This is a genomic window from Bosea vestrisii (assembly GCF_030144325.1).
Classification (GTDB): Bacteria; Pseudomonadota; Alphaproteobacteria; order Rhizobiales; family Beijerinckiaceae; genus Allobosea; species Allobosea vestrisii_A.
Map to the genome: position 1 here is coordinate 2,385,568 of NZ_CP126307.1, position 24,518 is coordinate 2,410,085.

Annotated in this window: 19 protein-coding genes and 2 pseudogenes; 8 read left to right on the plus strand and 13 right to left on the minus strand. The window is 66.6% G+C overall.

Features of this window, described 5'->3' with window-relative positions:
• Positions 1–20: 20 nt before the first annotated feature.
• Entirely contained in the window at positions 21–1,862 is a 1,842-nt protein-coding gene (ilvD, locus tag QO058_RS11880) for a dihydroxy-acid dehydratase (RefSeq protein ID WP_284172230.1), read from the minus strand.
• A gap of 135 nt (positions 1,863–1,997) precedes the next feature.
• Between ilvD and QO058_RS11885 the strand changes: the two are divergent.
• Positions 1,998–2,854 (plus strand): annotated as a pseudogene (locus QO058_RS11885) (LysR substrate-binding domain-containing protein).
• 49 nt (positions 2,855–2,903) lie between these two features.
• Here the strand turns inward: QO058_RS11885 and QO058_RS11890 are convergent.
• From QO058_RS11890 to QO058_RS11900, 3 genes are all read right to left on the minus strand, one after another.
• Positions 2,904–3,689, minus strand: coding sequence for a bestrophin-like domain (locus QO058_RS11890; protein WP_284172231.1), 786 nt, complete (start codon positions 3,687–3,689; stop codon positions 2,904–2,906).
• Positions 3,690–3,782: 93 nt separating this feature from the next.
• Positions 3,783–4,532, minus strand: coding sequence for an SDR family NAD(P)-dependent oxidoreductase (locus QO058_RS11895; RefSeq protein ID WP_284172232.1), 750 nt, complete (start codon positions 4,530–4,532; stop codon positions 3,783–3,785).
• A gap of 97 nt (positions 4,533–4,629) precedes the next feature.
• Positions 4,630–6,252 carry a long-chain-fatty-acid--CoA ligase gene (locus QO058_RS11900; protein ID WP_284172234.1) on the minus strand — a complete coding sequence of 541 codons (1,623 nt, stop codon included), beginning with the start codon at positions 6,250–6,252 and terminating at the stop codon, positions 4,630–4,632.
• Positions 6,253–6,369: 117 nt separating this feature from the next.
• Between QO058_RS11900 and QO058_RS11905 the strand changes: the two genes are divergently transcribed.
• The 4 genes and pseudogenes from QO058_RS11905 to QO058_RS11920 all read left to right on the plus strand — a co-directional run bounded on the left by QO058_RS11905 (position 6,370) and on the right by QO058_RS11920 (position 9,192).
• Complete coding sequence (locus tag QO058_RS11905) at positions 6,370–6,852, plus strand: MarR family winged helix-turn-helix transcriptional regulator (protein WP_284172235.1); 483 nt, start codon at positions 6,370–6,372, stop codon at positions 6,850–6,852.
• Complete coding sequence (locus tag QO058_RS11910; RefSeq protein ID WP_284172237.1) at positions 6,852–7,703, plus strand: patatin-like phospholipase family protein; 852 nt, start codon at positions 6,852–6,854, stop codon at positions 7,701–7,703. The genes QO058_RS11905 and QO058_RS11910 overlap by 1 nt, the downstream gene beginning before the upstream one ends.
• A 33-nt stretch (positions 7,704–7,736) precedes the next feature.
• Positions 7,737–8,456: pseudogene (locus tag QO058_RS11915) on the plus strand (amidase family protein); the annotation flags it as partial.
• Between the two features lie 67 nt (positions 8,457–8,523).
• The gene (locus tag QO058_RS11920; RefSeq protein ID WP_284172872.1) at positions 8,524–9,192 is read left to right on the plus strand and encodes an amidase family protein; all 669 of its coding nucleotides are present in this window, start codon (positions 8,524–8,526) and stop codon (positions 9,190–9,192) included.
• A gap of 11 nt (positions 9,193–9,203) precedes the next feature.
• On the opposite strand, the gene QO058_RS11925 is transcribed toward QO058_RS11920, so the two are convergent.
• The 4 genes from QO058_RS11925 to QO058_RS11940 all read right to left on the minus strand — a co-directional run bounded on the left by QO058_RS11925 (position 9,204) and on the right by QO058_RS11940 (position 12,496).
• Positions 9,204–10,376, minus strand: a complete 1,173-nt coding sequence (locus QO058_RS11925) for a GAF domain-containing sensor histidine kinase (protein ID WP_284172239.1) — start codon at positions 10,374–10,376, stop codon at positions 9,204–9,206.
• 120 nt (positions 10,377–10,496) lie between these two features.
• Positions 10,497–11,525 carry a DmpA family aminopeptidase gene (locus tag QO058_RS11930; protein ID WP_284172240.1) on the minus strand — a complete coding sequence of 343 codons (1,029 nt, stop codon included), beginning with the start codon at positions 11,523–11,525 and terminating at the stop codon, positions 10,497–10,499.
• Positions 11,526–11,549: 24 nt separating this feature from the next.
• Positions 11,550–11,948 carry a VOC family protein gene (locus QO058_RS11935; RefSeq protein WP_284172873.1) on the minus strand — a complete coding sequence of 133 codons (399 nt, stop codon included), beginning with the start codon at positions 11,946–11,948 and terminating at the stop codon, positions 11,550–11,552.
• A gap of 17 nt (positions 11,949–11,965) precedes the next feature.
• Positions 11,966–12,496 carry a hypothetical protein gene (locus QO058_RS11940; RefSeq protein WP_284172241.1) on the minus strand — a complete coding sequence of 177 codons (531 nt, stop codon included), beginning with the start codon at positions 12,494–12,496 and terminating at the stop codon, positions 11,966–11,968.
• A 358-nt stretch (positions 12,497–12,854) separates the two neighbouring features.
• On the opposite strand from QO058_RS11940, the gene QO058_RS11945 reads away from it, so the two are divergent.
• Positions 12,855–14,237, plus strand: coding sequence for an aminotransferase (locus QO058_RS11945; protein ID WP_284172242.1), 1,383 nt, complete (start codon positions 12,855–12,857; stop codon positions 14,235–14,237).
• A gap of 458 nt (positions 14,238–14,695) precedes the next feature.
• Positions 14,696–15,604, plus strand: a complete 909-nt coding sequence (locus tag QO058_RS11950) for a metallophosphoesterase (RefSeq protein ID WP_284172243.1) — start codon at positions 14,696–14,698, stop codon at positions 15,602–15,604.
• Between the two features lie 24 nt (positions 15,605–15,628).
• On the opposite strand, the gene QO058_RS11955 is transcribed toward QO058_RS11950, so the two are convergent.
• Positions 15,629–16,225 carry a L,D-transpeptidase gene (locus QO058_RS11955; RefSeq protein WP_284172244.1) on the minus strand — a complete coding sequence of 199 codons (597 nt, stop codon included), beginning with the start codon at positions 16,223–16,225 and terminating at the stop codon, positions 15,629–15,631.
• 232 nt (positions 16,226–16,457) lie between these two features.
• Here QO058_RS11955 and QO058_RS11960 point away from each other — a divergent pair, with 232 nt between their 5' ends.
• The gene (locus tag QO058_RS11960) at positions 16,458–17,387 is read left to right on the plus strand and encodes a histone deacetylase family protein (RefSeq protein WP_284172245.1); all 930 of its coding nucleotides are present in this window, start codon (positions 16,458–16,460) and stop codon (positions 17,385–17,387) included.
• Positions 17,388–17,390: 3 nt separating this feature from the next.
• Here the strand turns inward: QO058_RS11960 and ribB are convergent, their stop codons facing one another.
• From ribB to QO058_RS11980, 4 genes are all read right to left on the minus strand, one after another.
• Positions 17,391–18,677 carry a 3,4-dihydroxy-2-butanone-4-phosphate synthase gene (ribB, locus tag QO058_RS11965; RefSeq protein WP_284172246.1) on the minus strand — a complete coding sequence of 429 codons (1,287 nt, stop codon included), beginning with the start codon at positions 18,675–18,677 and terminating at the stop codon, positions 17,391–17,393.
• Positions 18,678–18,845: 168 nt separating this feature from the next.
• Positions 18,846–19,964, minus strand: a complete 1,119-nt coding sequence (gene aroC / locus QO058_RS11970) for a chorismate synthase (protein WP_284172247.1) — start codon at positions 19,962–19,964, stop codon at positions 18,846–18,848.
• A 74-nt stretch (positions 19,965–20,038) separates the two neighbouring features.
• Complete coding sequence (locus tag QO058_RS11975; protein WP_284172248.1) at positions 20,039–20,434, minus strand: hypothetical protein; 396 nt, start codon at positions 20,432–20,434, stop codon at positions 20,039–20,041.
• A 70-nt stretch (positions 20,435–20,504) separates the two neighbouring features.
• Positions 20,505–24,515 (minus strand): Pls/PosA family non-ribosomal peptide synthetase, encoded by a 4,011-nt coding sequence (locus QO058_RS11980; RefSeq protein ID WP_284172250.1) that lies wholly within the window; start codon positions 24,513–24,515, stop codon positions 20,505–20,507.
• Between the last annotated feature and the right edge of the window lie 3 nt (positions 24,516–24,518).

Sequence of the window (24,518 nt, forward strand, 5' to 3'; positions counted from 1 at the left end):
GCCTTCGCTGGCTTGCCAGCTCAGTCGATCGCCCGAACCGCCCCCTTGGCCGCGCTGGTCGCGAGCGCCGCATAGGCTTTCAGCGCGGTCGTGACCTTGCGCTTGCGCGGCGCCGCTGGCTTCCAGGCATCCTTGCCCTTGGCTTCCATCGCCGCACGCCGGCGCGCCATCTCCTCGTCGGAGACCTTGAGGCTGATGCCGCGATTCGGGATATCGATCTCGATCACGTCGCCGCTCTCGACCAGGCCGATCGCGCCGCCCTCGGCCGCCTCGGGCGAGACATGGCCGATCGAGAGGCCCGAAGAGCCGCCCGAGAAGCGCCCGTCGGTGATCAGCGCGCAGGCCTTTCCGAGCCCCTTCGATTTCAGATAGCTCGTCGGATAGAGCATCTCCTGCATGCCCGGCCCGCCGCGCGGCCCCTCATAGCGGATCAGCACGATCTCGCCGGCCTTGACCTTGTTGTTGAGGATGCCCTCGACCGCCGCATCCTGGCTCTCGAAGATCACCGCCTTGCCCGAGAAGGTCAGGATCGAGGCGTCGACACCGGCCGTCTTCACGATGCAGCCGTCGAGCGCGATGTTGCCGTAGAGCACGGCAAGGCCGCCATCCTGCGAATGCGCATGCGCCTTTTCGCGGATGACACCGGTCTCGCGATCGAGGTCGAGTTCCTCATAGCGCCGGTCCTGGCTGAAGGCGACTTGCGTCGGCACGCCGCCAGGGGCGGCGCTGTAGAAGGAGCGCACCGCCTCGCTCTGCGTCTGCCTGATGTCCCAGCGCTCCAGCGCCTCGGCCAGCGTGGCGCTATGCACGGTCGGGAGCGAGGTGTCGAGCAGCCCCGCGCGGTCGAGCTCGCCCAAAATCGCCATGATGCCGCCGGCGCGGTGGACGTCCTCCATGTGCACATTGGCGACGGCGGGCGCGACCTTGCACAGCACCGGCACGTTGCGCGACAGCCGGTCGATATCGGCCATGGTGAAGTCGATCTCGGCCTCGTGCGCCGCCGCCAACAGGTGGAGCACCGTGTTGGTCGAGCCGCCCATCGAGATATCGAGCGTCATCGCGTTCTCGAACGCCTTGAAGCTCGAGACATTGCGCGGCAGCACGCTCTCGTCGTTCTGCTCATAGTAGCGCTTGGCAATGTCGACGATGAGATGGCCGGCCTCGACAAAGAGGCGCTTGCGATCGGCATGGGTCGCCAGCGTCGAGCCGTTGCCGGGCAGCGCCAGGCCCAGCGCCTCGGTCAGGCAGTTCATCGAATTGGCGGTGAACATGCCCGAGCACGAGCCGCAGGTCGGGCAGGCCGAGCGCTCGATCACCTCGACTTCGCTGTCCGAGTACTTGCTGTCGGCAGCGGCGACCATGGCGTCGACCAGGTCGACCTTCTTCAGCACGCCCTCGGCGATGTACTTGCCGGCCTCCATCGGCCCGCCGGAGACGAACACGACCGGGATGTTCAGCCGCATCGCCGCCATCAGCATGCCGGGCGTGATCTTGTCGCAATTGGAGATGCAGACCATCGCGTCAGCGCAATGGGCGTTGACCATGTATTCGACGCTGTCAGCGATCAGCTCGCGCGACGGCAGCGAATAGAGCATGCCGTCATGGCCCATGGCGATGCCGTCATCGACCGCGATGGTGTTGAACTCCTTGGCGACGCCGCCGGCCTTTTCGATCTCGCGCGCCACCAGTTGCCCGAGGTCCTTGAGGTGGACATGGCCCGGCACGAACTGGGTGAACGAGTTCACCACCGCGATGATCGGCTTGCCGAAATCGGAATCCTTCATGCCGGTGGCGCGCCAGAGGCCGCGGGCGCCGGCCATGTTGCGGCCATGGGTGGTGGTGGCGGATCTCAGCCTCGGCATGCTTGACCTCGTCGACAGGGCGTCCGAACAGAAGGGTTCGCCCTATAGCTAGCGGCGGCGCGCGACCAGCCAAAATTGAATTATTCGATTTTGATGATCGACGCCGTCCATGCTGCGGGCGCGAAAGGCCTGCCAATGCTGCGCAATATCGACATCGACCTGCTGCGCTCCTTCGTCACCATCGCCGAGCTGCGCTCCTTCACCCGCGCTGCAGCGGCCCTGAACCGCACCCAGTCGACGATCTCGACACAGGTGCGAAAGCTCGAGGAGATCGCCGGCCAGACCCTGCTGCAGCGCTCGCCGCAGGAGGTGCTTTTGACCCGGGCCGGCGAAGATTTCCTCGGCTACGCCCGCCGCATCGTAGCGCTGCATGACGAGGCGCTCGACGTCGTCCGCGCCCAGAGCGTCTCCGGCCGGGTCCGGCTCGCGGTGATGGACGATTACGCCACCATCGTCCTGCCCGAGACTCTGGCTCGTTTCGCCCGCTCGCATCCGGAAGTCGAGCTCGAGGTCACCACCGGCTTCACCCGGGACCTGCTCGCCAGTCTCGGCGAGGCCTTCGACATCGTGCTCGCGACGCAGAAGGCCGGCGACGGCACTGGCGAAGTCCTGCGCACCGAGCGCACCGCCTGGGCCTGGTCCGACCGGCATGATTTCCCCCGGCCGGCCCCTTGCCGCTCGCGCTGCTCAAGGCGCCGAACATGTATCGCGAATGGGCGCTCGCGGCGCTGAACGAGGCCGGCCGGCCCTGGCGCATCCTGTTCTCCTCCTCCAGCATCGGCGCGGTCGAGGCCGTCGCGGCCGCCGGCGCGGCGCTGACCGTGGTCAAGGCCGGAACCGCGCGCGAGGGCCTTCGCCTGCTCGGCGCGGCGGAGGAACTGCCTGCCCTGCCGGCCTCCGAGATCGCGCTGCACCTGGCGCCGGGGCGCCCGATGCCCGCAGTGCGGGCGCTGGCCGGATTTCTGGCCGAAGCGCTCAAAGCGGAGGGATAGAGCCTCCTTCTCGCGACGGGAGGAGGGACGCTCTCTTGGACGATCTCCCCTATCGCAGCATGTCGGCGAGTGCCTCGTGCATCGCTGCGCTGGAGATGTGGAACACCCCCTGATACGGCAGGTCGAGGTCGACGATCACGAACATGATGCTCGAGACCGACAAGACGCCGATCGCCAGGACGGCGGCGCTGAGAGCGCGGCGCGGGATCTGCAGGCCGAAGCTCAGGAAGACCAGGCTGAGCCAGAAGCTCAGGATGCCGACGAAAAAGCCGCCGGATGGCGCGTTCGCATCCTCGATGACGTTCCATCTTGCGGATGAGGCATCCGCATAGGCTGCACGACAGCGGGTCGCGGAATGTTCGAGGCCAGTGTTTGGCAGGGCGTCCACGTCCGCGCCGATATCGCTGATCAATCGCGATAGGCTCCGATCCTCGCCGCGAACGGTCATGCCTCGCGTATCGGGCATGCCTGCGACGACAGGCACCGCCTCACGGGGCCATGTGCTTGCGATCACCGCGGCCGTGTATTGCTGGAGTTTCAGCCTGGTCGGATCGGCCGCGACTTTGAAAAGGCGCAGGCACTGATCGAGATTGGCAAGGCGCGCGGCATAGGTGGAGCGGTTGCCGCTCGTGACGTCGAAACGCGCCCGCGTCGTCGACAGTTGCAGGCTGAGGATGAGCGCGGCGAAGGTGACCATCAGGCCGGTCACCAACCTGATCGAATCCATGTTCTCGCTGGTCAGGTGATGCTCGTGCAGACGCTTCCGCAATGCCATGCCGGCGAGCGCACTGACGCTGAACAGCGCGAGAAACGCGAAGACCAGGAGAAATTCCATGGGATCTCCTTGGCTCTGCCTATCGTGAGGTCCGGTCGGTGTGAGCCTCAGCTTTTGCGACGCAAATCGTTGCCTCTGCCTGGATGACTGGAGTCAGGGTCCGACGAGTTGCCCACCGTCAACGACAATGGTCTGGGCGGTGACCCAGCTGGCCTTGTCGGAAGCGAGGAAGAGCACGACCTCGGCGACCTCCTCCGGCTTGCCCATCCGACCGAAGGGAATGCTAGCCAGGGTCGCCTGATAGAGGTCGGGGTTCGACGTCTTCCGGTCTTCCCACGTCCCGCCGGCGAACTCGATCGAGCCGGGCGCGACACCATTCACCCTTATGCCCTTCTTCGCCAGCATCTTCGCCTGGCTCGCGGTGTAGTGCATCACCGCCGCCTTGATGGCGCCATAGGGCGCCGAACGCGATGAAGCCCGCAGAGCCGAGATCGAGGAGATGTTTACGATCGACGAGCCAGGCTTCATATGGGGGATCGCCGCATGGCTGCCGCGGACGATCGCCATCATGTCGATGGTAAGCGAGGCGGCCCACCCCTCCTCGTCATCCGAATGGCCGAAGCCGGAGGCATTGTTGACGAGGACGTCCAGACCTCCAAGAGCTTTGACCGCCTCGGGCACATAGGCCTCGATCGCCTTTGCATCGGCGAGATCGACGCTGGCCGCATGAGCGGTTGCACCGAGTGCCTCGATCTCCCGGCGCGCCGCCTCGAGCGGACCCGCACTCCGCGCACAGATCGAAACCGCGGCGCCCTGCGCGGCGAACCCCAGCGCGATCGAACGCCCGATGCCGCGGCTGCCGCCCATGACGATCACGCGCTTGCCGGCGAATTCCTTGGCCATGCGGACGATTCCCCCATTGATGTATCGGAGCCAATATAGCTGCGGCGCAAGGCTTCGCTTCAAGTTCCGTCGCCCGCTGCCCGCGCATGGCAGCCCCTCACCCCGGCAGCCGATACTCCTTGAACATCTCGCGCAGCGCCGTCTTCTGGATCTTGCCCGTCGCCGTGTGCGGGATCGCCTCGACCAGCACGACATCATCAGGCAGCCACCATTTCGCGACCTTGCCGGTCATGAAGGCGAGCATCTCCTCGCGGCTGGGCGAACGTCCCGGCTTGGGCACGATCACCAGCAACGGCCGTTCGTCCCATTTCGGATGGGCGACGCCGATCACCGCGGCTTCCGCAACATCGGGATGGCCGATGGCGAGGTTTTCGAGCTCGATCGACGAGATCCATTCGCCGCCGGACTTGATCACGTCCTTGGAGCGGTCGGTGACCTGCATGTAGCCATGGGGATCGATGGTCGCGACGTCGCCGGTGTCGAAGAAGCCGTGCTCGTCGAGGATCGGCTGGTCGTGGCGGTAATAGGCGCCAGCGACGGCCGGCCCGCGCACTTTCAGCCGCCCGAAGGTCTTGCCATCCCAGGGCAGCTCCGTGCCGTGATCGTCGGTCAGGCGAAACTCGACGCCGAACTGCGGATGGCCCTGCTTGACCTTGAGGTCGTAGAGCGCGTCACCCTGGAGCTCGGAATAGACCGGCTTGATCGAGCAGAACGAGCCGATCGGGCTCATCTCGGTCATGCCCCAGGCATGATCGACGGTGACGCCATATTTCGTCTCGAACGCCTCGGTCATCGCCCGCGGGCAGGCCGAGCCGCCGATCACCACGCGCTTCAGCGTGTCGAGCTTGCCGCCTGATGCCTCGAGATGCTGGAGCAGGCCGAGCCAGACCGTCGGCACCGCCGCGGTGAGCGTCACTCCTTCGCCGTTGAGCAAATCGAGCAGCGAGGCGCCATCGAGCTTGGCACCGGGCATGACCAGCTTCGCCCCGGTCATCGGTGCCGAAAAAGCCAGCGACCAGCTATTGGCGTGGAAGAGCGGCACCACCGGCAAGACGACGGTCTGCGCCGATAGGCCCATATAGTCGGGCTGGGCACAGGCCATGGCGTGCAGCACGTTCGAGCGGTGCGAATAGAGCACGCCCTTGGGCCCGCCGGTCGTGCCCGAGGTGTAGCAGAGCCCGGCCGCGGTGTTCTCGTCGAGATCGGCCCAGGCGAAATCGGCGTCGGCCTCGGCCAGCCAGTCCTCGTAGGCGACGGCGTTCCTCAGCGAGGTCTCCGGCATATGCGCGGCGTCGGTCATGACGATGTAGCGCTCGATCGTCGGCAGCTTGTCCTGCAGGCCCTCGACCAGCCCAACGAAGGTCAGGTCGAGGAAGAGCAACCGATCCTCGGCATGGTTGATCAGCTGGGCGATCTGCTCGGGGAAGAGCCGCGGATTGACGGTGTGGGTGATCGCGCCGATGCCGCTGATCCCGTACCAGAGCGCCAGATGCCGGTCGGTGTTCCAGGCCAGGGTCGCGACGCGGTCGCCGAGGCGGATGCCCTCGCGCGTCAGCCGCTTTGCGATCGTCAGCGCGCTCTGCCGGATCTCGGCATAGGTGGTGCGGCGGATCGGCCCTTCGACGCTGCGGGAGACGACCTCGCGGGTGCCGTGCTGGATCGCCGCGTGGTCGATGATCCGGTGGATCAGCAGCGGCCAATTCTGCATCAGCCCGAGCATGCGTTTCTCCCTGTCGTCCTGCTTCGGTTTTTGGCAGCATAGCCAGCGGGCGCCCTGCGGCGAAAGCCCTCGCGTCCGATCGGGAGATGAGTTAGTTTACAGCTAAACGATCTAGGGATGAACGCCTTGTCCGTGCCGCGCCCAGCCCCCGCCCCGGAGCCCATTGAGCCGGACCGCGTCTGGTTCCGCTTCATGCGGCTGCATCAACGCATGCTCGGCCAGATGACGGCGCGCATCCGCGAGCTCGGCCTTTCGATCCCGCAATTCGACCTGCTCTCGACGCTGACCGAGCGCGAGGGCATCAGCCAGAGCGAGCTCGCCGAGCGGCTCTACGTCACCAAGGGCAATGTCTCCGGCCTGGTCGACCGCCTCGTCCAGGCCGGCCTGGTCGAGCGCCGCGCCATCGTCGGCGACCGGCGCTCCTACGCCATGCACCTCACCGCCGAAGGCCGCCGCCTCGCCGAGGCCGGGATGACGACGCAGCACGATTACGTCGCGCAGACGCTCGGCAAGCTGCCGGCGGCGGATCTCGCCGAACTCGACCGGCTGGTCCTGGCCTGGCGCGAGCGCGCCCGCGCCCTTGACGCGGATCAGGGCTGATGTTCGCAGGCCTGGCTTATGCCGGCGGCGGCAACCGCTGTTACTGGCAGGGCGGCTTCTACGAGACGGTCGCGCCCCGCATCGGCCTTGCGCCCCGTCGCATCGTCGGCGCCAGCGCCGGCGCCGGGGCCATGCTCTACAATGCGCTGGGGCTGGGGCCGACCGTGCGCGCCATGCTGCGCGAAGCCTGCGCCGGCCGCACCTCCGAGGTCGACTGGACCGCCTTCCGCCGCGGTGGCAGGCTGTTCCCGGTCGCCGAGATGTATCGCGAGATGCTCACGGCGCTGTTCACGCCCGAGCGGCTGGCGGCGCTCAAAGCCCAGGCCGATTTCCTGATCGCGATCTCGCGGCCGCCGCGCTTCTGGCCACTGCCTGTCATAACCACCATCGGCATCGGCGCCTACCAGCTCGAGAAGCGCCTGCGTCGCCCGGTGCACCCGACCGCCGGGCGCAGGCTCGGCTTCCGGCCGGACCTGATCCGCATCGCCGACTGCGCCGATCCCGAACAGCTGGTCGATGCGCTGATGGCGAGCGCGGCCGTGCCGCCCTTCATGCCGGCGGGCAAGATCGGCGCCCGCGCCGCCCTCGATGGCGGCCTGGTCGACAGCGCCCCGGCCTGGGCGCTCGCCGAGATGGAGGCGGCGGGCGAGCAAACCCTCGTGGTGCTGACGCGCCCCTTCGCCGAGGTGCCCCAGGTCGAAAACCGCACCTATGTCCGGCCCTCGCAGGTGATCCCGGTCAGCCAGTTCACCATCCGCAACTGGGACGGCATCCGCTTCGCCTACGAGCTCGGCGTCAGGGACGGCGAGGATTTCTTGCGGCGGATGGATCGGGAGCGTCTGGCGGGTTAGGGAGGAACGCTCCGCCTGTACCCGGGATCGCGCATGCCCTCGATCGACCTCACCGCCTCCGCCACGCGCCTGCGCACCGACCTGCTGGCCCGTCGCTTCAGCGCCCGCGATCTGCTCGAAGCGACCTTCGCCCGCATCGATGCACTGAACCCGTCCCTCAACGCCATCGTCGCGCAGGATCGCGAGGCGGCGCGGGCGTTTGCCGCGGAGTCGGACCGGCGCATCGCTGCCGGCGAGGCGCGCCCGCTCGAAGGCCTGCCGATCACGATCAAGGACGCCTTCGACGTCGCCGGCCTGCCCTCCTCGGGCGGCCTGCCGGCCTATAAGGAGCGCATTCCGGCCGAGGACGCGGCCGCCGTCGCCCGCCTGCGCGCGGCCGGCGCGATCATCCTCGGCAAGACCATGGTTCCGGTCTTCTCCGGCGACTTCCAGAGCTACAACCCGGCCCATGGCATCACCAACAACCCGTGGAATGCCGCGTATTCGCCTGGTGGTTCTTCGGGCGGCGCTGCGGTCGCGGTCGCGACCGGGATGAGCGCCTTCGAGCTCGGCTCGGATCTCGGCTCCTCGATCCGCTGGCCGGCCCAGGCCTGCGGCGTCTTCGGCCTCAAGACCAGCTGGGGCCTGGTCTCGACCTGGGGGCTGGTCCCGCCGCCGCCGGAGCGACGCACCTTGCGCAATGCCGATCTCGTCGTCGCCGGCCCGATCGCCCGTGCGGCCGAGGATCTCGCGCTGATCCTGCCGGTGCTTACCGGCCCGCGCGATCCGAACGTCGCTGGCGCGGGCCCTAGCCGCTCCGCGCAAGACCGAGGCAAAGGGCCTGCGCGTCGCGCTCTGGGCGCAGGAGCCGTTCGCGCCGGTCACCGGCGAGGTCTCGGACGCGGTGCGCGAAGCCGGGCGGCGCCTTGCCGAAGCCGGCGCGACCATCGACGAGGCGGCACGCCCGGGCTTCCGTTTCACCGAAGCCTATGAGGTCTATGCGTTGCTGAACCACGCCGTCGTCGCCTATGGCCTGCCACCCAAGGTACGCGCCCGCATCCAGGCGCAAGCGGCGAAATATGCGCCCGGCGACCTCTCGCATCAGGCGCTGCAGGCCCGCGGCGCCCGAATGACGCCCGGTCTCTATCAGCAGATCCACCAGCGCCGCCTCGCGCTCAAGCGGCAATGGGCCCGCTTCTTCCAGAACTACGACGTGCTGCTCTGCCCGCCCGCGCCGGTCGCGGCGCAAAAGCACGATCATCTGCCCGATTTCCACGCCCGCCGGCTCGACATCGACGGGTTGGAACGCCCCTATCTCGACTTCCTGTGCTGGGCGAGCCTCGCCACCGGCGCCGACCTGCCGGCGCTCGCCGCCCCGATCGGGCTGTCACAGGCGGGGCTACCGATCGGCGTGCAGATCATCGCCCCCTTCGGCGAGGATCGGACGGCGATCGCGGTCGGCGCGATGCTGGAGAAAACCGGCGCTGGCTACCGGTCGCCGGGGAAATAGTAGCTGCCCGTTCAGAGCGGCATTCGGAACGTGAACCGGGTCTCGTCCGCATCAGAGGAGACCTCGAGCGTCCCGCCATGGGCCCTCGCGATTTCAGAGGAGATGTAGAGCCCAAGGCCAAGTCCCTGCTGGCTCGGCTTGGCCGAGGCGCGGACGAATGGCTTGAACAGCTCTTTCCTGATTGCGAGCGGAATCGGCTCGCCGGCATTGGCGACCGACAGCTCGAACGAGTTGCGCGTGTTGTGGGCTCGCACGATGACGGGGCGATCGTCGGCTCCATGCGTCAGGCCATTAGCGACCAGATTCGACAACATCTGCGCGATCCGTGCGCCGTCGCAATCAATCGGTCCCGACAGATCGAACTCGCTCAGCACCTCACGATCAGGATGCGAGGACCGCAATTCGCCGACGATCTGCTCGAGCATCGCCTTCAGCCCGGGCTCGTCGCTGCGATCGAGCAGGATGCCACCGCCGAGCCGTCCCCGTGCGAAGTCGAGGACGTCGCCGATCAGCGCGGACATCCGCATGAGGCTGCTTCGCATCATCCCGGTCAGCGACCGGATTTTCGCGATGTCCTCGGTACGGTCGAGCATGCTCAACCCGGCGGAGACCGAGGCTACCGGGTTGCGCAGATCATGACCGAGCACCGCGATGAACTGCTCGCGGATTTCGCTGTTGTGGACCTCGCCGGCCAGGCTCGCCTGGCTCGCTGCCAGTTGCTGGTGCGCGTCGAGATGGAAGGCGATCAGCTCGGCAAAGAGCTTGAACATGCCCAGCGTCGCTGGATTGTTGAGCGAGCGGGGCTTGGGATCGATCGCGCACAACGTGCCGAAGAACCGGCCATCCGGCAGGATGATCGGCATCGAGATATAGCTCTCGAGGCCGTACATTTGCGGCGTGTGGTGCGTGCGATAGATCGGGTCTTCCGCGACATTGTCGATGACGACGACTTCGCGATGCTCCCGGATTTCATGACAGATGGTCGTTTCGACCTTGAGCTCGCCGCCGGGCTGAAGCCCGAACCCGATCTCGTCACGGACACCGCAAGCGACCCAGCGATCCTCGGTGACGCGCGCCACGGCGGCAAAACCCATCCCGGTCGTCCGGCAGACGACGTCGAGGATGGTCGGCACCGCGGCGATCGATGCGATGGCCGCGACGTCTTCTGAGAAATCCTGCGGCATGGAGCTCATTGAAACAGCAATCGGCCCACGGGCGATCTTACGTCTATGTCAAAAGACAACACCCGGTCCAACCTGGCTACACGATATGCTGACCGACGGCTCTGGCGAAGTGCGGACAAGTCAAAGACAATTGGCCAGCGAAGACCGGCGATTGCCGTCTCGCCCCATTGTTTCCGGCGCGGCGAGCATCGCGTTCAGCACCGCCTCCTGCGTCGCCTCAGCCGCAGCACGGAACGGCAGGTCGATCCGGTTCTCGTTGAGCACGGTGAGGGGGGCGAGGTCGGCCTCCTCATGATGGGCGATCCGGCTCGCGGTCGAAAAGGCGATGGCGATGTCGCCGCTGCCATTGCCCCAGAAGGCGCCGAGCCGGGCCAGGCCCGCGCCGCAGCGTCGGGCGATGCGCGCGAGCTGACGGCTCTCCAGCGGCAGATCGGTCGCCAGGACGATGATGATCGAGCCCCGCTCCGGCGGCTGGACCGGGTTCGCAGCTGGCGGCAGCGGACGGCGGCCATCCGGCAGGATGAGATCGCCGGCATTGCCGAAATTCGCCTGCACCAGCACGCCGAGCGTGAAGCGGCGGCCGTCGAGCGCGATCAGACGCGATGCCGTGCCGATACCGCCCTTGAAGCCGAAGGCGCTCATGCCGGTGCCGGCGCCGACCGCGCCCTCCTCGACCGGCCCGCCACTGGCCGTATCGAGCGCCGCTTCCGCATCGGCGACGGTCAGGCGCCGGGCGCGGATGTCGGAGAGAAAGCCGTCATTGCATTCGAGCACGAGCGAATTCACGGTTCCGGTCGTGCGGCCGATCTCCGGATTGTTGGCAAGCGCGCGCCCGACCAGCGCCTCGATACCTACAGCGACGGAGAAGGTGTTGCCGAGCAGGAGCGGGGTCTCGATCTGGCCGAGCTCGGCGAGCTGCATCACCCCGGCGCTCTTGCCGAAGCCGTTGATCACCTCGACGCCAGCCCGCAGCTTCTCGCGGAAGAGATCGCCCTGATGCGGCAGCACCGCGGTGAAGCCGGTCAGGACATCGCCCTCGCGTAACGTGCGATGGCCCACGGCGACGCCGGCGACATCGGTGATCGCGTTGAGCGGCCCCGGCGGCAGCGAACCGCAGACCAGGCCGTAATCGCGTGCCCGCTTGCCCAAGATGATCTCCTGTCTTGGTGCCGATCAGATCGCCGCGTTGAACACGGCTTCAATGTGATGGCCATCGGGATCGACGATGAAGGCCGCATAATAGTGCGAGCCGTAATGCGCCCGCAGGCCGGGCACACCATTGTCGCGCCCGCCATGCTGAAGCGCGGCGCGGTGGAATAGGTCCACGGCTCCCCGGCCCGGCGCCGCGAAAGCGAGATGGAACCCCGGTCCCGGCGGCCGCTGCCCCTCCGGGCGATGCTTCAGCGCCAGGCCATCGCCACCGCCCGGAGCGCCGTAACCGACGGCCTGATTGGCCTCTCCGGGCCGGAGATCGCTCCAGACGCGGGCATAACCGAGCGGCGCAAGCACGGCATCGTAGAAGGCGGCGGCGCGTTCGATATCGCCGACGCCGAGGGAGAGATGGTGCAGCATCGGCCGGTCCGGCTCGCTCACGCCGCCGCCCTGACCTTGGCCACCGTCAGGCGCGGTCGCCCGCCGGCTAATTCCTCGCGCAGCACCAGGCGCTCGTCCGCTGCGATCGTGCCGAGCTGCACGTCATGCGTCGGCAGGACGGCGGTCGCGGACTTGTTGAGGAAGACGATCACCGGGCGGTTGCCGGCGGCGGCCCAGCGGCGCAGCTGGGTGAGATAGGGCTCCTTGCGCCAGGCCTGCGGTGCGCCGGGATCAAGCTGGACGAACAGCCAGCTGGTCGCCGGATCCATGGTCAAGACGAAGCGCGCCTTGTCCGGCTTCCACTCGGGTCCGAGGAAGCTTTGCGTCATCCAGAGGCAGAAGAAGGCGCGGCAATGATCGGGGCGGGTCGCATGGATACCGCAGCCCCGGCCCGGCAGGCAGTGCTTGCACCAGGTGCCGGCGACGCTCTCCACCGCTGGCACGTCATAGACCTTGCAGCACAGCGTGCAGCTGCCGCAATCGCGGCCGGGCGCCGGCTGGTTCACCATGCGGGCGGGATCGATCATGCAGCTCCCCACGAAAAGGCGCGGCACCATGCGCATCGGATGCGCGACTGACAAGCCATGATTGGAATCGTTCCAGGCGGAATATCCTTCATCGGCCCTCATCCTGAGGAGCCGCGAAGCGGCGTCTCGAAGGATAGTTCAGGAGGCTCCGGAGACATCTGGAACATCCTTCGAGACGCGATCCTGCAGATCGCTCCTCAGGATAAGAACTGGATCTGAAAAAAGCCGCCTCAAGATTCCGACGCGCCGGCCCCGTCCCGCGCCAGACTCTGCCCCGATCTGCAGGAAAATCGCTCAGCGCTTGCGTAGGTCGCGGTCTATGCTCGCATAAACGACGCATAAAAAGCAGGAGCCGGGAATGCTGACCAACCTCGCCGTCCGCGATATCGAGACGCTCGTCCACCCCTACACAAACCTGGCGACGCATCGCGAAGTCGGCCCGCTGGTGCTGGAGCGCGGCAAGGGGGTCTTCGTCTACGACACCACCGGCAAGGACTATATCGAGGGCATGGCCGGGCTCTGGTGCACCTCGCTCGGCTATTCCAACCAGGAGCTGGCCGAGGTCGCCTATGAGCAGCTGAAGAAGCTGCCCTTCACCCATCTCTTCTCCGGCCGCAGCCACGACCCGGCGATCGAGCTCGCCGAGAAGCTGAAGGAGATCGCCCCGGTGCCGATCTCCAAGGTGTTCTATGGCGCCTCCGGCTCCGACGCCAACGACACCCAGGTCAAGCTGGTCTGGTACATGAACAATGCGCTCGGCCGTCCCAAGAAGAAGAAGATCATCTCCCGGCTGAAGGGCTACCACGGCGTCACCGTCGCCTCGGCCTCGTTGACCGGCCTGCCAGCCAACCACACCGATTTCGACCTGCCGCTCCCCGGCATTCTGCACACCTCCTGCCCGCATCATTATCGCTTTGCGCAACCGGGCGAGAGCGAGCTCGACTTCTCGGCGCGCCTTGCCGCCGAGCTCGACGAGATGATCCAGCGCGAGGGGCCGGACACGGTCGCCGCCTTCATCGCCGAGCCGGTGATGGGCGCAGGCGGTGCGGTGACCCCGCCGGAGGGCTATTTCGAAGCGATCAATGCCGTCCTCGCCAAATACGACGTCCTGTTCATCGCCGACGAGGTCATCACCGGCTTCGGCCGCACCGGCGAGATGTTCGGCACCACCACCTACAAGATGAAGGCCGACACACTCTCCTGCGCCAAGGCGCTGACCTCGGCCTATTTCCCGCTCAGCGCCGTGCTGATCAACGAGCCCGTCTATGAGGTGCTCGTCGACCAGAGCAAGAAGATCGGCACCTTCGGCCACGGCAACACCTATGCCGGCCATCCGGTCGGCTGCGCGGTCGCGGTCAAGACACTGGAAATCTACCAGCGCGACAGGATCATCGAGCATGTCCGCAAGGTCGCGCCGAAATTCCTGCAGCGCCTGACGAAGCTTGGCGAGCATCCGCTGATCGGCGAGGCGCGCGGCGTCGGCCTGATCGGCGGCATCGAGTTCGTCAAGGACAAGGCGAGCAAGGCCCAGTTCGAGGCCAAGAAGGGCGTCGCCCTGAAGTCGACCAGCTTCGCCCAGGAGGAAGGCCTGATCCTGCGCGCGCTTGGCGGCGATCGCGTCGCCTTCTGCCCGCCGCTGGTGATTACCGAGGCCGAGATCGACGAGCTCTTCGACCGCTACGAGCGGGCACTGAGCCGGACCCTCGACTGGGTCAAGGCGGAAGGCCTGCTCGCGGGCTGACGGAAAACAATTGAGCGCGGGATCCCACCTCCCACACGGGAGAAGGGTTCCCCGCTCCTCTATTTCCAGCCGCCTCCCGCGAAACTGTGCCAAAGCTGACCAAAGCCTCGGTGTGACGACGAAAACGTCACGAGAATTTCATGATGCCGCCGCCGGCCCGACCCGATCGGCAGCGACATTGCAGGTGCTGGCGGCCAGGAACCGCCGGCCCGATGAACTGGAAACCGAGGATCATGTCGACGCATAAGCCGCGCCACCAGGTGCACCGTTCCGCCAGCTTCCATGATGCCAGCGCACGTGAGGCCTATGCATCGCGCTTTCGCCCGATTGCGATTCCTGCCATCCTGGCGGGAACCCGCTGGGCCCCAGCCGCGTTGACCTCGCAGCACAGGGACGTTCCGGCGCTCCTGCGCAATGGTTTCGAAGATTGATACGACGACCTCCTACTGAGACCCTCCATGCTTGACCGGCGCAGAGTTCTTAAAACTCTCGCCGGTCTTTTTCTGTCCAGTGTCGGGCTCGGCGGCTACGCCTATGCCTGGGAGCCGACCCGTCAGGGGGTGACCCGCTACAGGCTCAGGCCGGCCGGCTGGCCGGAGGGCAAGCGGCTGCGGCTCGCCGTTCTCAGCGATATCCATGTCGGCAGTGGGCATATGCCGGTTTCGCGTGTCGGCGAGATCGTCGATCAGACCAACCTGCTGAAACCGGACCTCATCCTGCTACTCGGCGATTTCGTCGCCAGCCGCGACTGGCGCCCAGGCGATCCGCGGCCGGCCGAATGGGCGACCGAACTCGCCCGCTTGCAGGCACCGAACGGCTGCTTCGCCGTGCTTGGCAATCACGATTGGTGGCATGACGAGCGCGCCCAGCGCGCGCGCCGCGGCCCGACCACGGCCGGCGCGGCGCTGAGCGCCGTCGGTATTCCGGTACTGGAGAACAAGGCGCTCAAGCTTGAGACCGCAGCGGGGCCGATCTGGCTCGCCGGGCTCGGCGATCAGTGGGCCTTTCCGCGCTGGCTGCAGCCCCGGGGAATGCGTGGCCCGCACCGCGGCATCGACGACCTCGCAAGCACGCTCGCCATGGTCACCGACGATGCGCCGCTGATCCTGATGGCGCACGAGCCGGACATCTTCGCCCATGCGCCGGCGCGTATCGCGTTGACGCTATCGGGGCACACCCATGGCGGCCAGGTCAGGCTGTTCGGCTGGTCGCCCGTGGTGCCCTCGCGCTACGGCAACCGCTATGCCTATGGCCACATTGTCGAGAACGGCCGCAACCTGATCGTCACGGCCGGGCTCGGCGTCAGCAGCAAGATGCCAATCCGGCTGGGCGCGCCGCCGGAAATCGTCCTGGTCGAACTGGGCTGAGGGCGACGCCGCAGCGTCACCCGATCAACGAACGATGACCTTCCCGCCGACCGCAGCGCGGTTGTAGAGGTCGATCGCGTCGATATTGCGCATCCGGATGCAGCCGGACGAGGCCGAGCGGCCGATCGTCTCCGGCTCGTTGGTGCCGTGGATGCGGTAGAGCGTGTCCTTGCCATTCTGGTAGAGATAGAGGGCGCGGGCACCGAGCGGGTTCTCCGGCCCGCCCTCCATGCCGCCGGCGCGCGGCGCCAGATGCGGCCAGCGCGCGATCATCTCGGCGGGCGGCGTCCAGCGCGGCCATTCCGCCTTGCGCTGCATCACCGCCGTGCCGGTCCAGCCGAAGGCCTCGTCGCCGGTCGCGACGCCGTAGCGGATCGCCTTCTTGTTGGGCAGCACGAAGTAGAGGAACTTCTCGGTGGTATCGACGATGATCGTGCCGGGCTCCTCGCCGGTCGGATCGTTGATCTCGTAAGGCAGATGCGTGATCTGCGTCTCGAAATTCGGGACGAGCGCCATGTATTCGGCATCGCGTGCCGATAGCGACGGCGCATGGACCGTCTTGTACTGGCAGGCGCCGAGAAGCACCGACAGGCCGAGCACCGCAACGAAAGTCTGCTTCATGATTTCCACCGCCGACGCCGAAACGACGCTCGTTATGATGAATGCATCGTTAAAAAACGGTGACCCGACAAGGCACGGCCCGGATCGAACGCAACCCGGTCTTACGGCTCAAATGATTCGGAGGCAATGAAGTTCCCACCTTGCTCTGGCGTCTTGCTGCATTGCAGTGACAATATGGTCACGCTTGAAGCCTATACGATCCGGCTTGCTTCCCGACTTCGGAGACCTGGGTGTGACCACGCTTCTGATCAGCCATCCGTCCAGTCTTCGCCACGCCACGCCGCCGGGCCATCCCGAGCGCGCCGACCGGATCCGCGCCGTCGAGCAGGCTCTGGAGGAGGAGCGCTTCACGGCCCTGCAGCGCGTCGAAGCGCCGGAGGGGACGCTCGCACAGGTCTTGCTCTGCCACCCCGCCGCTTATGCCGATGCGATCTTTGCGGCCGCTCCGCAGGAGGGTCTTGTGCAGATCGACGCCGACACGATCATGTCGCCGGGCACGCTCTCTGCAGTCATGCACGGCGTCGGCGCTGCCGTGCATGCCGTCGACGAGGTGATGACCCGGCGTGCGACCAACGCCTTCAGCGCCATGCGCCCGCCCGGGCACCATGCCGAAACCGACAGGGCGATGGGCTTCTGCTTCTTCAACAACGCCGCCATCGCCGCGCGCCATGCGCAACGGGAGCATGGCGCCGAGCGCGTCGCCATCGTCGACTGGGACGTCCATCACGGCAACGGTACGCAGGAAATCTTCTGGGGCGACGCCAGCGTGCTCTACGCCTCGACCCATGAGATGCCGCTCTACCCCGGCACCGGCGCCCCCTCCGAGCGCGGCGAGCATGGCACCATCGTCAATGCGGCCCTCCGGGCCGGTGACGGGACCGATGCCTTCCGCGACGCGTTCGAGAGCGCGATCATGCCGCGGCTCGAGGCTTTCCAGCCGGATCTCGTCATCATCTCGGCCGGCTTCGACGCCCATTGGCGCGACCCGCTCGCCAACCTCAATCTGAAGGAAACCGACTTCGCCTGGGCAACCCAGAAGCTGATGGAGATCGCCGACCGCCATGCCGGCGGCCGCGTCGTCTCGATCCTGGAAGGCGGCTACGATCTCGAGGGCCTATCGAAATCGGCTGCAGCGCATGTCAACGCGCTGATGCGCGGCTGAGCCTCACTCCAGCGGCGCGGTTTCGGCGATCTCGATGCCGAAGCCGGAGAGGCCGACGAAGGCGCGGGTCGAGGACGCCAGGTTGACGATCGAGGCGACGCCGAGATCGCGCAGGATCTGGGCGCCGAGGCCGACCTCGCGCCATTGCTGCGAGCGCAGTGCGTCCGAGCCCTCCTCGTCCTCGACACTCTTGATCGGCACGCCGGCCGAGCCGTCGCGCAGATAGACCAGCACGCCTTTGCCCTCCTGCTGGAAGCGGCGCAGCACGCACTGGATCGAGGAGGCGCCACCGAGCACGTCGGCGACGACATTGGCGCGGTGCAGCCGGGCAGGGATTTTCTCGCCGTCGCCGAGCTTGCCCATGACGAAGGCGAAATGCTGCGTGTCGTCGAAAGGCGTGATGTAGACATGCCCGGTCATCTCGCCGAACTCGGTCTTGACCGGGAAGGAATGCACGCGCTCGACCAGCTTCTCGCGCGCCTGGCGATAGGCGATCAGGTCGGCGACAGTGATCTGCTTGAGCCCGTGCTTCTGCGCGAAGGCGGTGATCTGCGCGCCCTTCATCACCGTGCCGTCATCGTTGGCGAGTTCGCAGATGACGCCGACCGCCGGCAGATTGGCGAGCTTGCAGAGATCGACAGCGGCCTCGGTATGGCCGGAGCGCATCAGCACGCCGCCATCCTTGGCGATCAGCGGGAAAACATGGCCCGGCCGGACGAAATCGGCGGCGCCCATGTTGCCGTTGGCGAGCGCCCGCACGGTGTTGGTGCGCTGCTCGGCCGAGATGCCGGTGGTCAGCCCGTGCTTGACGTCGACCGTGATGGTGAAGGCGGTGCCGAGCGGGGCGTCATTGGACGAAACCATCGGGTCGAGCCGCAGGCGGCGGGCTTCGCCCGTCGTCAGCGGCGCGCAGACGATGCCGCAGGTGTTGCGGATGATGAAGGCCATCTTCTCGGGCGTGCACAGCGAGGCAGCGACGATGAGATCGCCCTCGTTCTCGCGATCGTCGTCATCGGTGACGATGACGATCTCGCCACGAGCGAAGGCTTCGACGGTCTCGGCGACATTGCTGGCGATCATGGCGGCCTCGCGTGGGCTCTGCAGGCCCAGAAAGTCGTTGGGGGTGACGGCGCCGCCGGTCGCGGCAGTGATGCGCTCGGCGCTCTCGCGCGAGATCCAGGCGGATGGATCGTTGCAGAGCGCTGTGACGCTCGCCGGCGACAGGTCGACCTGCCGCGCAAAGGCACTGCGGCCGGTCTTGGTTTGCTGGAGCCAGGCGTCGAGCTTCATGAGGCGAAGCTAATACGCCCTTGCTTCATTCGCAATGAAGGAGATCAAGTTTTTCAGTAAGACTGAAATCGTGCCCCGCCTCGTCATGGTCGGGCTTGACCCGACCATCTCGGAAACCAGCAATCTGGTCACGAGATTCTCGGGACAAGCCGCAGAATGACGCTTTTGTTACTGCCCGAACGGCCAGCGCGGCTCGACCACACCGACCTGCGCGCGGTGGCGCAGGAACTGATCCGCCAGCACGCAGGCGACCATGGCTTCGCCGACCGGCACGGCGCGGATGCCGACGCAGGGGTCATGCCGGCCCTTGGTGAACATCTCGGTCTCACCGCCGGTGCGGTTCACCGTGGCGCGCGGCGAGAGGATCGACGAGGTCGGCTTGACCGCGAAGCGGGCGACGATCGGCTGGCCGGTCGAGATACCGCCGAGGATGCCGCCGGCATGGTTGGAGAGGAAGAGTGGCTTGCCGTCATTGCCGGCGCGCATCTCGTCGGCATTCTCCTCGCCTGACAGCTCGGCGGCGGCGAAGCCCTCGCCGATCTCGACGCCTTTGACCGCATTGATGCTCATTAGCGCCGCGGCGATCTCGGCGTCGAGCTTGCCGTAGATCGGCGCGCCCAGGCCCGCCGGCACGCCTTCGGCGACGATCTCCAGCACGGCCCCGATCGAGGAGCCGGACTTGCGGATGCCATCGAGATAATCGGCGAAGCGCTCGGCTGCCTTGGCATCGGGGCAGAAGAACGGGTTGCGGGAAATCTCATCCCAATCCCAGTTGCCGCGATCGACCTTGTGCGGGCCCATCTGGACCAGCGCACCGCGAACCACCATGCCAGGAACGACCTTGCGCGCGATCGCTCCGGCCGCAACCCGCATCGCCGTCTCGCGCGCCGAAGAGCGCCCGCCGCCGCGATAGTCGCGGATGCCGTATTTCACGTCATAGGTGAAATCGGCATGGCCGGGCCGGTACTTGTCCTTGATCTCGGAATAGTCCTTCGAGCGCTGGTCGACATTGTCGATCATCAGCCCGATCGAGGTGCCCGTGGTGACCTGCTCGCCGCTTGTCTCGTCGGCGAAGACGCCGGAGACGATGCGGACAGCGTCCGGCTCCTGGCGCTGCGTCGTATAGCGCGACTGGCCGGGCCGGCGCTTGTCGAGGTCGCGCTGAATTTCGGCCTCGCTCAGCGGGATCAGCGGCGGGCAGCCATCGACGACACAGCCGATCGCAGGCCCATGGCTCTCGCCGAAGGTGGTGACGCGGAAGAGATGGCCGAAGGTGTTGTGAGACATGAGCAGCCTGACGCGAATGACGCGTCAGGCTCTTAGCCGCATTTCGGCAATGGCGGAACCCGCCGTGCTCCGGCTCACTTCACGTCGATGACGACGTCCTTGCTCGTGACAAAGCGTCCACCGCCATCGTTGCGGATGCCGTCATACTTTAAAGTCAGACGATCTTGACCGCGAAAGCCGGAATTTGGCGTGTAGAGCGACACGCGATAGTCGACGATCTTGCCATCGCATTTGTCGCCGGGCAGCTTGAGCGGGTGCTTGACCAGCGCATGGGTCACCCGCCCATGCGTCGGCGCCGTCTCAATCGAAACCTCAGGGGGCTCCCACGCCCAGCACGATCCGTCCGTGTACATCGTAAATGCGTAGGCCAGAACAGGCGTATTGACCTTCGTTGTTGTCGTATGAGCAGCGTTGCAACCGCCTAACACAATTGCCGCAATGCCGAGCGCGGCGAAAATCTTGATCGTCATGGTATCCCCCGGCCCAAGATGGGCCGGGACACCTAATGCACTCAAGGGTTGCAGTACAAGTGCATTTCGTTCAGTGCTGCGGGGCCGCTGCCGGCACCGCGGGTGCGCCTTCCCAGCGCGTGTTCGCCGGCAGGTTCTCGCCCTTCATGATCACCGTGAGCAGGCCGACCTGCGCGTAGTCGCCGACATGGGTGTCGTAGAGCACGGTCGCGCCGGCGCCGACGCAGACGCCCTTGCCGAGATGGACGCGGCCGACCTTCATCACCCGGTCCTCATAGAGATGGGTCTGCAGGGCCGAATGGGCGTTGACCGTGCAGAAATCGCCGACCTTGATGCAGTCGAACTCGGTGATATCCGTTGAATCCAGCCAAACGCCCTGGCCGTATTGCGCGCCGAACAGGCGCAGGAACCAGGGCAGGAACGGCGTCCCGCGCAGATAGTCGAACAGCACCTTGCCGCCGAGGCCCCAGTAGAGCACCGAGACCGCCTCCGTGCGCATCGCCCAGAACGACCACATCGGCTTCATCACCGGCTTGTAGACGCCCATCAGCAGCCATTTCATCAGCGCGCAGATCAGCGCCTGGGTGATGGCGATGACGACGGCGCAGCCCATGAAGGCGAGGCCTAAGCCCATCCAGTCGCGATCGAATATCTTCTGCTGCAGCACAAGATCGACGGCGATGGTGCCGAAGGTGATGAACAGCATCGCCGGGAAGGAGGTGTGCAGCGCCTCGAAGCCGGCGCGCGCCAGCTTCTTGCCGAGCGAGGGCTTGTAGGTCCAGTCGGCACCGAGATCGACCTTCTGCCGCGTCGGCAGCTTGATCGGCGGCGAGCCGAACCAGGTGTCGCCGGCGCTCATCAGTTCGTTCGCCGGCGGTTTCGACTTGATGCCGATCAGCACCCGGTCGGGGATGACGGCGCCGGGCGGAACGACCGCATCGTTGCCGACGAAGACCTGCTCGCCGGTGCGGGTCATGTCGAGGCGCATATAGCCGCGCCGCATGTCCTCGTCGCCGAAGATCACCTCGTCGGCGATGAAGTTGCCGGCGCCAATGCCGGTGATGTCATAGCGCCCCGACAGATTGGTCGAGATCTCGGCGCCGGAGCCAATGCGCGCACCCATCATCCGGTACCAGAAGCGCATGTAGATCGTTGCGAACAGCGACGACAGTGTCTCCAGAGTCACCTCGGTCGCCAGCGCCACCGTCCATTTGCGGGCGTAGAAGCCGGAATGGATCGAATATGAGCCGGAGGAGACGCGCGGCAGGATCGCCCAGCGCAGCGCCGCGATCAGGAAGACGGTGATGGTGATGAGGCCGATCGCCGTCGGCCAGGTCAGGATCGGCAGATACCAGAGATAGCTGATGTCGGACCAGGTCGAGACCCAGTCGTCGATCTTGTCGAACAGCCAGAAGGCCGGGAAGATCGGCAGAAGGCTGATCGGCGGCAGCGCGATCAACATGACGATGTAGAACAGCGTCATCGCCGTTCGCCGCCGCCCGCTCGCCTGTGCCTGCTCCGGCAGCGCCTCGAGATCGACCATGCCGGTCTTGCGCGCCGGCGAGCCGTCCCATATCTCGGCCGCGCCGATCTTGGCGCCCGGCCCGATCGCGGTCAGATCGCCGATCTCGGCATGGTCGCCGACAGTGCAGCCATGGCCAAACACGACCGAGGAGCCGGCATAGACGTCCTTGCCGATCGTGATCCGACCGATGATGAAATCGGCGCCGATTGCCTCGGCATTGGCGAAGGTGGTCTTCGAGCCCAGCGTCGTACCGTCGCCGAGCTCGACGAGGTCGATCGCGCCAGCCTCATAATCCGAGATGATGACGTCGCGCCCCACCCTGGCGCCGAGCAGGCGCCAGTAGAAGCGCATCACCGGCGTGCCCTGCAACCATTTGATGTGCACGAGCCCGGCAACGCGCGAGGCGAACCACCAGCGGAAATAGTAGGCGCCCCAGAGCGGGTAGGTTCCGGGCTTGGTCCGGCCGAGCACCAGCCATTTCAGGCCGATCGAGATGAGCCCGGTGATGATGGTGATCGCGACATAGATGCCGAGCAGCGCGAAGACCTGCGCCATCGCCGACAATTCTTCGCCGGAGAGCAGCATGTAGCTGACGAAGATGCCGAGCCATTGCGCCGTCGACAGGCTGATAATGATCGGCAGCGCCACAGCCTGCGCCAGCCCGCAGAGGAAGCGGCGCAGCAGCGGCGGCGGCGTGAAGGAGAGATCCTCCTCGGCCCGCACGCCGCGCGCATCGAGCAGTTCCGCCATCGCCCGCAGAGTGCGCGCGCCATAGACGTCCTGCAGCGTGATGCCGGCATAGGCCGGCGTCTCGCGCACGATCGAAATGAAGCGCGCCGCCAGCAGCGAATGGCCGCCGAGATCGACGAAGAAGTCCGCTTCCAGCGGCAGCGCCTGCGCGCCGAGCACGCGCTTGGCCGCGTCGAGCAGGGCGCCCTCGGTCTCGTTGCGCGGCGGCTCCTGCTCACCGGTCGCGGCCGGCGCCGTCAAGGGCGCCGCCTTCAGCATCTTGCGGTCGACCTTGCCGGAAACCATGCGCGGCAGCGAGCCTATCGGCTCGAAATGCGCCGGGATCATGTAGGGCGGCAGCTTCTCGCGCAGCGAGGCGCGCAGCACCGTGCCCTCGATCTGCACGCCGGGCTCGCCGACCAGGAAGGCGACGAGCCGCTCGATGCCGTCATCGGTCCGCAGCACCACCGCCGCCTGGCCGATGCCGGCCTCGTCCGAAAGCGCCGTTTCGATCTCGCCGAGCTCGACGCGGAAGCCGCGGATCTTGACCTGGTCGTCGATGCGGCCGTGGAAGACGATGTTGCCGTCGCCATCGAGGCTGACGGCATCGCCGGAGCGGTAGAGGATCGGATCGTCCGAGCCGCCGAACGGATTGGCGATGAACTTCTCGGCCGTGAGCTCCGGCCGCAGGTGGTAGCCCTTGGCGACGCCCGGGCCGCCGATCAGCAATTCGCCCTGCTGGCCGACGCCGGTCAGCGTCATCGCCTCGTCGACGATATAGGCGGTGTAATTCGGGATCGGCCTGCCGATCGTCACCGTATCGCCCGGCTCGACCGAGGCGGCGGTCGCGACCACCGTCGCTTCCGTCGGCCCATAGGTGTTGAAGATGCGCCGGCCCGGCTTCGACCATTTCTGCACGATCGCGGGCGGCAGCGCCTCACCGCCGAGCAGGATCAGCTTCAGCGACGGGATATCGTCCGGCAGGATGCCGAGCAGCGTCGGCACCGTGTCGATTACGGTGACTCCGGCCTCGTTCAGGATCGACGGCAGCTTCTCGGCGTCGCCCATCATCTGCGGTGTCGCGACGAACAACGTCGCGCCGACGAGATAAGGCGTCCAGATCTCCTCCATCGACAGGTCGAAGGCGACCGAGGCGCCCTGGAAGACGACGTCGTCCGGCCCCATGCCGTAGAGCGCGTTCCCCGAGCGCAGGAAATGGCAGATGTTGCGCTGGCTGATGACGATCGCCTTGGGCGTGCCGGTCGAGCCCGAAGTGTAGATCAGATAAGCGGGGTGATCTGATGTGAGGCCCGGCGCCCGCGCCGGCAGCGCCTGGCCGTCGCTCGCTTCGGCAAGTTGCTGCGGGCACCAGACGGTGCGGCCCGTCGCCGCGGCGCGCACTTTCCAGTCGGTCTGCGTCACCAGTCCTTTGGCGCTGGCGTCCTCCAGGCAGATGGCGATGCGCTCGACCGGCGCCTCGGCATCGAAGGGCAGCCAGGCTGCGCCAGACAGCGTGATCGCGATCTGTGCCACGAGCAGGTCGATGCCGCGTGGCATCCACAGGCCGACCATGTCGCCCGGGCCGACGCCAGCAAGCGCAAGGCCGCGAGCCTGCGCCTGCGCCTCTGCCCAGACTTGCGCATAGCTAAGCCGGCGTTCGCCGGAGATCATCGCGATGTGATCGGGACGCGCCGACACGCTCGCCGCGAAAATCTCGGCGAGCACCTCGTCGCGCAGCAGCTCTGGCCGCTTCTCGCCCGCCAGCATCGCAAGCGCCGTCGCGCCTGGACCGGCGGTACCCGCCGACACTGTAGTGATGTCGTTCATCCT

Excerpts from the sequence above, each read along its gene's own strand:
- QO058_RS11940 (WP_284172241.1), bottom strand. The coding sequence starts at position 12,496 with ATGATCGATCCCGCCCGCATGGTGAACCAGCCGGCGCCCGGCCGCGAT.
- QO058_RS11955 (WP_284172244.1), bottom strand. The coding sequence starts at position 16,225 with ATGAAGCAGACTTTCGTTGCGGTGCTCGGCCTGTCGGTGCTTCTCGGC.
- aroC (WP_284172247.1), bottom strand. The coding sequence starts at position 19,964 with ATGTCTCACAACACCTTCGGCCATCTCTTCCGCGTCACCACCTTCGGC.
- QO058_RS11980 (WP_284172250.1), bottom strand. The coding sequence starts at position 24,515 with ATGAACGACATCACTACAGTGTCGGCGGGTACCGCCGGTCCAGGCGCG.
- QO058_RS11975 (WP_284172248.1), bottom strand. The coding sequence starts at position 20,434 with ATGACGATCAAGATTTTCGCCGCGCTCGGCATTGCGGCAATTGTGTTA.
- QO058_RS11905 (WP_284172235.1), top strand. The coding sequence starts at position 6,370 with ATGAACGCCTTGTCCGTGCCGCGCCCAGCCCCCGCCCCGGAGCCCATT.
- ilvD (WP_284172230.1), bottom strand. The coding sequence starts at position 1,862 with ATGCCGAGGCTGAGATCCGCCACCACCACCCATGGCCGCAACATGGCC.
- QO058_RS11900 (WP_284172234.1), bottom strand. The coding sequence starts at position 6,252 with ATGCTCGGGCTGATGCAGAATTGGCCGCTGCTGATCCACCGGATCATC.
- QO058_RS11925 (WP_284172239.1), bottom strand. The coding sequence starts at position 10,376 with ATGCCGCAGGATTTCTCAGAAGACGTCGCGGCCATCGCATCGATCGCC.
- QO058_RS11945 (WP_284172242.1), top strand. The coding sequence starts at position 12,855 with ATGCTGACCAACCTCGCCGTCCGCGATATCGAGACGCTCGTCCACCCC.
- QO058_RS11950 (WP_284172243.1), top strand. The coding sequence starts at position 14,696 with ATGCTTGACCGGCGCAGAGTTCTTAAAACTCTCGCCGGTCTTTTTCTG.
- QO058_RS11935 (WP_284172873.1), bottom strand. The coding sequence starts at position 11,948 with ATGCTGCACCATCTCTCCCTCGGCGTCGGCGATATCGAACGCGCCGCC.
- QO058_RS11910 (WP_284172237.1), top strand. The coding sequence starts at position 6,852 with ATGTTCGCAGGCCTGGCTTATGCCGGCGGCGGCAACCGCTGTTACTGG.
- QO058_RS11890 (WP_284172231.1), bottom strand. The coding sequence starts at position 3,689 with ATGGAATTTCTCCTGGTCTTCGCGTTTCTCGCGCTGTTCAGCGTCAGT.
- QO058_RS11895 (WP_284172232.1), bottom strand. The coding sequence starts at position 4,532 with ATGGCCAAGGAATTCGCCGGCAAGCGCGTGATCGTCATGGGCGGCAGC.
- ribB (WP_284172246.1), bottom strand. The coding sequence starts at position 18,677 with ATGAAGCTCGACGCCTGGCTCCAGCAAACCAAGACCGGCCGCAGTGCC.